This window comes from Microvirga tunisiensis (genome assembly GCF_009296175.1).
Classification (GTDB): domain Bacteria; phylum Pseudomonadota; class Alphaproteobacteria; order Rhizobiales; family Beijerinckiaceae; genus Microvirga; species Microvirga tunisiensis.
The window spans coordinates 1-2390 of sequence record NZ_VOSK01000600.1 but is presented as its reverse complement, the minus strand read 5'-3'; the positions used below and the strand labels follow the sequence as shown (position 1 = coordinate 2390).

The 2390-nt window shown below is 54.7% G+C and carries 3 protein-coding genes; 1 reads left to right on the top strand and 2 read right to left on the bottom strand.

Annotated features, from left to right (window positions below; all coding sequences use genetic code 11):
• The first annotated feature begins 335 nt into the window (after positions 1–335).
• The gene (locus FS320_RS41825) at positions 336–938 is read left to right on the top strand and encodes a hypothetical protein (protein ID WP_152718447.1); all 603 of its coding nucleotides are present in this window, start codon (positions 336–338) and stop codon (positions 936–938) included.
• A 561-nt stretch (positions 939–1499) separates the two neighbouring features.
• Here the strand turns inward: FS320_RS41825 and FS320_RS41820 are convergent.
• A complete protein-coding gene (locus tag FS320_RS41820; RefSeq protein ID WP_202882965.1) occupies positions 1500–2018 on the bottom strand; it encodes a DUF6398 domain-containing protein in 519 nt (172 codons plus the stop codon).
• Between the two features lie 196 nt (positions 2019–2214).
• The coding region (locus FS320_RS41815) for a transposase (RefSeq protein WP_192926244.1) at positions 2215–2390 on the bottom strand (176 nt) is incomplete at its 5' end.

Genomic DNA, 2390 nt, shown 5'->3' with positions numbered 1-2390 from the left:
CGACGACGCCGACCCGTATCGACAATCTCAACTCGATCCATAGCCGCACTGTCCTTTTTGACGTCAATAAGGACAGTCAGTGCCAAATCCGACAATTCCTACAAGGCGGCCCACCTCGGATGCGTACCTTAAGACCGTAGCGGCGAGTGGTGATATTCCCCAAAACGTGAATTTCGCCTTGAAATCGTCGGCAGCCGCATCGTTCCTTGAGAGCAACCGCGTTGCTTTTGAGACAGGAACAGCAACGGCCACCTTGGGACCGGCCGACCTCGCCGACTATGCGAAAGCGGTCAGCGTCTTTATCACATGCACTAAATGATCGAACTTCAGCCGTCGTGCACCGTCCGAAGATCCATTGCGTCGATCATCTCGGTGCGACGAGCTTCATAGGCTTGGATTCTCGCCGAAATCCCCTCAAGGCTGCTCCTGCTCGATCCGTAAAAGCCTATTCCGGCCAGTGTCGCAGCGATCCCGATGACGAGAACGATTGCATCGACCCGGATTACGCCCAAGAGGGAGGCCGCGAACAGCAGAGCACCTACACCAATCACGACCTTCGCGACGATCATGCTCTTCCGACATTGCTCAGCGGCATCGGACAAGGCGTCGATCTCAGCTTTGAGATCGGCGATTTGCTGGTGGAGGTCAGTGATCAAGGATTTGGCTCTGTACAGTTCGGGAGCGAACCTAAGATCTCCAATCCGAAGTCGGCTGCGATGGCCATGATCTCGTCCATGTCCTCGTCCTCACGATGGCGCTCGGCGACTGCTTGCTCAGCCAGCAGCAATCTTTGCGCCAACGAGGTCGCCCTCATTTTCGAAAACAAGAATGAGATCGTTCTTACAGTATGTTATCCACCACTTACCTTTGATCAGAGCGTCAGCGGTGTCCATGACATCACAAGCGGTAACGGTTCTATCAATCTTAACATACGGTAGAAGCTTGGTTTGCACCAACATGAAGGCGTCTCCATAGATTTCCAAGTTCGTTTGGAGAGGCCCCTTCATCAAGATAGTCGAGGGCTGGCGCAGCAATTCTGTTGCGACTTCATTGAACTTAGACCCACAGAAACGCTGTATAATCGTTGTCTGAGAGCACTTCCAAAGCAATTTGTGCCAGCGGGTGCCGTACTGGATCTTTGCGACATTCATGAGCGGTTGATCGCACAGCGGCCACATCTCTCGCTTGCTCTCTCGGGAACCTGGAACGATGGGGTAGACAATCCCGACACGCTTCTTCGGAAGGGTCGGCTTCTTTATTGAAATCATACGACTGAAAAGCTCATAGTTGAATTATTGTTACTTTATAACGTGTAATTCTTAAGAGATCAATATTTTTCGAACTCAAGTAGCTCAATAATTCCCTGCGACTGTCCCCATTGAATTCTTCCTGTCAGTCCCTTGAGTGCCGTGGTCCGATCCATTTGAGTACACTGTATGGCCTGTGAATCTCAGAGCCAGGACTACAAGCGAACGATCAGACCTCAACACAGTCGAACCTCATTCACGGTCGGCAGGGATGAACGGGATCATGCCCTTCTCAAAAGCGATTTCCTGAACTTCACGCGGCATTTCACGCAGGTCCACAAGGAAGCCATTGACCTCGGCCATCCAAACTAATGGATTCCTCTCTATCAGGCTCGGCAAGGACCATTCGGGATTGAGCGGGCTGATTTTGAGTGCCCGTGAAATGGCCTGCGCTTTAGCACTGGCCGTACTCTGGCCGACCCGAAAGCCAGCACATACGTCGGCCATGGTCATGAACGGTTTGAAGGATCTGTCTGAAAGGTAGTTCGTCTGGCCAAGGGAATAGATGATGCCGCATGCCCAAGTGCGGGGCTGCCCTGAGGCAACCGGGCTTGGTCGCTTCCGGCACAAGGCTGCCGCCATGTCCCGCGCCAGTTCGAGGTATTCGTCGTTCAGGTGCTCTCGGCAGAAGGCGTCCGTCAGAACCGTGATGGTCTCATAGGTGACCTGCATACCTTTGGGCACAGACCGGGAATGGGTGAACTTCGTCATGAGAAACTGTCTGAAACAGTCCGAACCAAAATATCATCACTAACCGTTCCTATTCACCAGAGTTTGTTTCGGGGCCTATTTGGTAGCGCGGGCGTGCCGATCCGCTGCGTTTCTTTCACCGCGGCAAGGTCTGGAACGTGGGGAACGCGTTGGCAGGGACGGGATGGGATGACCGGGGCGATGGCAGCCCCGGCGCTCAGGGCGAGGCCGCCCGGGGCTGGGGTGCCAGAGCGCTCGCAAGACGGCGGACGAGATCCGCTTCCGGACAGCACGAGGCAAAGGCCAGTCGGATGCGGCTGGTGGTTTCCTGCACCCGCACGGCGATCTTGAGCAGGCGCAACCGCAGCGTTGCGAACTCCGCCCGGGCGAGAT

Excerpts from the sequence above, each read along its gene's own strand:
- FS320_RS41820 (WP_202882965.1), bottom strand. The coding sequence starts at position 2,018 with ATGACGAAGTTCACCCATTCCCGGTCTGTGCCCAAAGGTATGCAGGTC.